General features: G+C 45.0%; 8 protein-coding genes. 3 read left to right on the top strand and 5 right to left on the bottom strand.

Annotation, left to right across the window (positions count from 1 at the left end):
* Positions 1–483 (bottom strand): DUF1501 domain-containing protein (locus F6K49_RS35500; RefSeq protein WP_293104320.1); only part of this gene is annotated, 483 nt, incomplete at its 3' end.
* On the opposite strand from F6K49_RS35500, the gene F6K49_RS35495 reads away from it, so the two are divergent.
* On the top strand, positions 482–622 hold the full coding sequence (locus tag F6K49_RS35495; RefSeq protein ID WP_293020213.1) for a hypothetical protein: 141 nt from the start codon (positions 482–484) through the stop codon (positions 620–622). The two genes, F6K49_RS35500 and F6K49_RS35495, sit on opposite strands and share 2 nt — an antisense overlap.
* 223 nt (positions 623–845) lie before the next feature.
* Here F6K49_RS35495 and F6K49_RS35490 read toward each other — a convergent pair whose 3' ends face one another.
* Positions 846–2357, bottom strand: a complete 1512-nt coding sequence (locus tag F6K49_RS35490) for a DUF1800 domain-containing protein (RefSeq protein ID WP_293020293.1) — start codon at positions 2355–2357, stop codon at positions 846–848.
* Complete coding sequence (locus tag F6K49_RS35485; RefSeq protein WP_293020211.1) at positions 2332–2502, bottom strand: hypothetical protein; 171 nt, start codon at positions 2500–2502, stop codon at positions 2332–2334. Before F6K49_RS35485 ends, F6K49_RS35490 begins: the two co-directional genes overlap by 26 nt.
* 63 nt (positions 2503–2565) lie before the next feature.
* Here F6K49_RS35485 and F6K49_RS35480 point away from each other — a divergent pair, with 63 nt between their 5' ends.
* A complete protein-coding gene (locus tag F6K49_RS35480) occupies positions 2566–2712 on the top strand; it encodes a hypothetical protein (RefSeq protein ID WP_293020209.1) in 147 nt (48 codons plus the stop codon).
* Between the two features lie 236 nt (positions 2713–2948).
* Complete coding sequence (locus F6K49_RS35475) at positions 2949–3212, top strand: hypothetical protein (protein WP_293020207.1); 264 nt, start codon at positions 2949–2951, stop codon at positions 3210–3212.
* 170 nt (positions 3213–3382) lie between these two features.
* Here F6K49_RS35475 and F6K49_RS35470 read toward each other — a convergent pair whose 3' ends face one another.
* Both F6K49_RS35470 and F6K49_RS35465 read right to left on the bottom strand, forming a co-directional pair.
* Entirely contained in the window at positions 3383–3805 is a 423-nt protein-coding gene (locus F6K49_RS35470; RefSeq protein ID WP_293020205.1) for a ribonuclease HI family protein, read from the bottom strand.
* 265 nt (positions 3806–4070) lie between these two features.
* The coding region (locus tag F6K49_RS35465; RefSeq protein ID WP_293104317.1) for a WD40 repeat domain-containing protein at positions 4071–4807 on the bottom strand (737 nt) is incomplete at its 5' end.

Here is a 4807-nt window from a genome sequence, read left to right as displayed (position 1 = left end):
ATTCACGGCTTGAGTTGGTATTTCCTTGGGAATCGTCCCTAATAGTCGATTCATCCAGCCATCATCTGTACTCTTAATGCCTGGGGTGCCACTTTCCATGTAATCCTGAGCATCGAAATGGGAGCGATTGGAGTCTGGTGAACCACTGGCGTGAACAAAGGCTAAACTTTTCTGTTTCCAAAGAGGCATGAGATCAGCTAAAGCTGGATGTAAGCCAAAGTAACCATCTAAATCCAAGACTCCCCCTTTTTCGCCGGTGCGAGGAATGGCAATTCTCGGTCGCGCTTGGTAGTAATCAGCATCTTGGTATGGCACAACTACATTCAATCCATCTATGCCACCCCGCAGAAAAATAACAATCAATCGCTTACGGTGATTAGTATTTGCCGTATTTGCTAATCCTCTAGCTACCCAACTTCCCATAGAGATAAGTCCCCCAGCAGTTAGAAGGCTAGCTTGTTGTAATAATTTGCGTCTTTTCATGGTTGGTTTTTATAGCATAGGGAACAGGGAATCGGGAATCGGGAATCGGGAATCGGGAATCGGGAATCGGGAATCGGGAATCGGGAATCGGGAATCGGGAATCGTAGGAAAGAGCTTCGAGGAGTTTTTGGTATTATAATAAATTAATATTATATAATTTGCTTTTATAAAAATAGCAAATTTATTAAAATTTGATTTAAAAGCATATTTTTTAAATGGCTATTTAAACATCAAAAATTATAATTAATCATTCATACTTCATACTTCAAAAAGTATGGTGCAATCAATTTTATTCCCCCAACTCCCGACTCCCGACTCCCGACTCCCGACTCCCGACTCCCGACTCCCGACTCCCTAATAGATTACCGATACATCATTTCTGGACTCCCTAAAATCAAGGCGGCCCGTAGCTTAGCTGGACTAGTGTCGATGACTTCTTTGGTTTGGTCAGAAAAGTGATTAGCTAGGGTTTTCCTGAGTTGGACAGCATCCACAGGTTTACGCTTTTCTTTAGGTTGACGCTGCTCGAAATTACCATTGGCTAATGCGGTGGCAAAGCTGACCCGGCGAATCATCCCATCTGGACTGAGCCAAGCCTTCTCAGTATTTTTGTAACCATTGGGAGTTGGACAGCCGTAGATGGGCATTCCTAGCTGACGGATAATACCAGAGAGGGTTTTCCATTTGGGCTTTTTACTGCCTGTAGCTCGCACTGCTGAGATGATGTAGTGATAGGGGGATTTAAATTTACTGTTGTAATACTGAGTGTCCCAAAATTCAGGGCTTTGAAATAGGGTTTTGAGAACCTTACGAATATCCCCATCGGTCTTCAAAAAGCGTTGGGCTAGAGTGTCTACTAGCTTTGCTGGTGGCTGATCAGCTACAAAGTACTGGGCTAATTTGTAGCTAATGTAATGGGCGGTGGAGGGATGACGAGCTAGGAGGTCTAGCGCTTGCTCTCCCTCTAGGCTGCCGCTACCTGGAATCGGTGTACCCAGCAAAACCTTATCACTGTAATCATGGCGCTTACTTTCGTAATAAAATCCTCTACTGTCACCGTACTTACCCTCACGGTCAGTAGTCCAGCCAGTCAAGATCCGCGCTAGGGTAATTACATCCTCTTGGGTGTAGCCACCATCTACTCCTAGGGTGTGGAGTTCCATCAGTTCCCGAGCATAGTTTTCATTAAGCCCTTTGTATCGACCACGAGCTCCTGGACTTCCTGGTGCAGTGTTTTGGTGGTTGTCTAAATAGACGAGCATGGCGGGATGGTGAGCTGTAGCACCTAACAAATCCCGAAAACGACCAAGGGCATGGGGTCTAATGGCATCTTGTTCAAAGGAACTAACCCAGATCCGATTCAATCCCTTGCTATCAAAAACATTGAAGTGGTTGAACCAGAAGTCTACCATTACTTCCTGAAGCTGTTGAGGGCTAGCGATCGCTTTGATTAAACGGGCTTCTAATCCCTGCTGCCTAGGTATTTGCGATCGCTTTTGAGCCTGCTTCCGTTGTTGCTGAGTCAGCTGCCGTTTCTTTTTACCTTGTGGTGGTGCATAGCCTTTCCATAGCTCCACTGGATTCAGTTCCAGGGTATCCAAATTCTTGAGTTGTTTCCTCAGTTGTGGCGGTTCAGGAATAGATTCTGGGGAAAGTTGGGACTGAATATAAGCATCAACTCCCATGGATTTCACCCGTTCGATGTCCCCAGGGCGAGGACCAAAACTAACGCGATTGAGGACATGCAATACTTTCGGGTCAGTGGATAAACTGGCAGCGTGCCAAGGCTTGGGTAGTGCCCAGAGGAGGATGACTGCCAAGATTAGCCCTAAGAGCCAGTAGACAGGCTTAAGGTTCAATTTTCCCAGATACATTGGTTTTAGGGAGTAGGGAGTAGGGAGTAGGGAGTAGGGAGTAGGGAGTAGGGAGTAGGGAGTAGGGAGTAGGGGGAAGAGTTTTATTAGTAGTGGTTTCACCGCACGGGGAGGGGGGAGTGGAAAAAAATCCTGTGCACCTCACTCTTGATGAGAGATGAGAATTGCACTTGATTAGTTACTAAACACTGAGGGATCTGGCCAGTGGATGATCAGCCACAATTGCCGTTGGCAGTGCCTTTGGTACACTGGTCTGGATGCAACTGCTGACCTTCATCCTTTTCTTCATACTAATGGGATCTCATTTGCGATTGACCTTTGGTCACGCTACGCGATGAAGCTTCGCTTCCGCTAAAAGCGATCGCATGGTGTAGCAGCAGCAAAGTCTGGCAACGATCAAGCCCATCCCATCACTAGATGTTCAGCCGTTGCTCAGCCCGAAAATACCGGAAGTAGGGTACTTTACCTAACTCTGTTATCGCTTCAAGCATTAGAATATTAAGAATTGTGTCTAACTCTTGCTAGAGATTAGTCAAGAATAGATGCAAGACATCAGCAATTCTTAATATTCACACCCAAAAGAGAAACAAAATGGCAAAACATACTAAAGCTTTCATGTCCCGAACCGTAAAAAAGAATGAGCCTACTGGGGTCAAGTATATGACCAAAAACCAAATGGAGTACTATATGGGTGCCAAGCTTATAGAAATTGGGGTTGAGCCGAAATCAGCTATTTATCGATGGTCAGTAGAAAGCAAAGAAAACGATAACCACGAAGTTTGGACTTACGCAGCCTACTGGGGAGATTCCAAAGAGCAACTGTTGCAAGAGGAGCAGGCATCAAAAGAGAACTGATATTCCATTTCCATTGGGATTGGCAAGAGCCAAGAGTGTGGGGAGAGGGGGGATTCCTCTTGCCTACTCCCTACTCCCTACTCCCTACTCCCTACTCCCTACTCCCTATTCCCTATTCCCTGTTCCCTATTCCCTTTCCTATTGAAATTACTGCAAACCCCACGCATTCTTTACTTCTGGGACTTTTCCAAATCAATACAGTCATTAGCTAACTGGTCAGCTTCAAGGTTTTGGGTTTTGTTAATCCAGATTAATTCGTAGAAATCCAGTTTATCAAGAAGGGTTTTGGCTCGGGTGTGAAAGCTAACCAAATTGTTGTTTTTAACCATATAATCCCCATGGAGCTGGTTAATTACTAGTTCGCAATCCCCATAGATTTTGGCTTCTTTTGCTCCCAGCTTTAGAGTCTTCTGTAGTCCAAGGATTAGCCCCATATATTCAGTTTGGTTCTGAGTAGTAAATCCTAAGTATTGAGAGACTGGATAAACTTCACCTTGGTACTGAATTATAGCACCACAGGCGGATTGATTAGTTCGTCTTTTGCTGACACCATCGAAATGAATAATAGCAATATTATTCGATTTATCTGTCATAATATTCTTTAGCTTGTAGGGAGTTTGGTTGTAAGCATTTAGCCGTCAGCGGTCAGCAGTCAGCGGTCAGTAGTCAGCGGTCAGTGGTTAGCCTTTAGCTGATAGCTGATCGCTGATATAGCAGAAGTCAGAAGTTTGAAGTCAGAAGTCAGAAGTTAAACTAGCTTTGTATCTAGGTTTGAGGAAAAGTGACTGTCCTAAACTAGGCTTCGACTGCTGTAGCTGATCGCTTACCTGTTCCAACCCTACTTTAATTGGTATTTTTTTACTGTCGAGCCACCTCTGTTCTATTCGCCTGCCAAATTTTAATCGTCCGATCAAATCCCCCAGTAGCCAGAAAACGCCCATCCCGACTAAAGGCAAGGGATTGTACCCAATCTTGATGTCCAGTCAACCAAGCAATCTGCTTACCAGTGTTCAAATTCCACAACCGCACCCCATCACGACTAGCACTAGCGAGAATTGTGCCATTAACTGGATTAATTGCGATCGCACGAATCTTTCCAGTATGTTTAGTCAAGGTATACTTAAGCTGCCAAGTCTGCGTATCCCAGACCCTAATCTTACCGTCATAACCACTGCTGACTAGGGTTCTACCATTAGGGGTAAAGGCTAGAGCACTAGTGATACCTTGATGAGCTCGAATAACGTAAAGGGGTTGTCCTGTGTTCAGATTCCAAATTTTAATCGTGCCATTCTTGAGTCCACTTACCAGGGTTTCGGCCTTGGGATGAAGCGCTAGGGAATAGGTTGGATGATCAAAATCTGCCAGAGTGTAAAGGGGACGTTGGTTTCTGATGTCCCACACCCGAATACCATCCAATCCCCCAGTCACTAATACCTTACTATCTGAGGTGATAGCTAGGGAAAGTAAATTGCTAGTATGCCCTAGAAAAGTACGGGTATAGTCTCCTGTGTATTCTTCCTGATTCCATTGCCACAAATTGATTCGACCATCCTCCCCGACACTAGCCAGAATTGTTCCATCAGCACTAAAAGCCA

Source organism: Moorena sp. SIO3I6, assembly GCF_010672095.1.
Note: the sequence above shows the minus strand (reverse complement) of the source record. Positions and strands in the feature narration are given on the sequence as shown.

Excerpts from the sequence above, each read along its gene's own strand:
- F6K49_RS35495 (WP_293020213.1), top strand. The coding sequence starts at position 482 with ATGGTTGGTTTTTATAGCATAGGGAACAGGGAATCGGGAATCGGGAAT.
- F6K49_RS35490 (WP_293020293.1), bottom strand. The coding sequence starts at position 2,357 with ATGTATCTGGGAAAATTGAACCTTAAGCCTGTCTACTGGCTCTTAGGG.
- F6K49_RS35480 (WP_293020209.1), top strand. The coding sequence starts at position 2,566 with ATGATCAGCCACAATTGCCGTTGGCAGTGCCTTTGGTACACTGGTCTG.
- F6K49_RS35475 (WP_293020207.1), top strand. The coding sequence starts at position 2,949 with ATGGCAAAACATACTAAAGCTTTCATGTCCCGAACCGTAAAAAAGAAT.
- F6K49_RS35470 (WP_293020205.1), bottom strand. The coding sequence starts at position 3,805 with ATGACAGATAAATCGAATAATATTGCTATTATTCATTTCGATGGTGTC.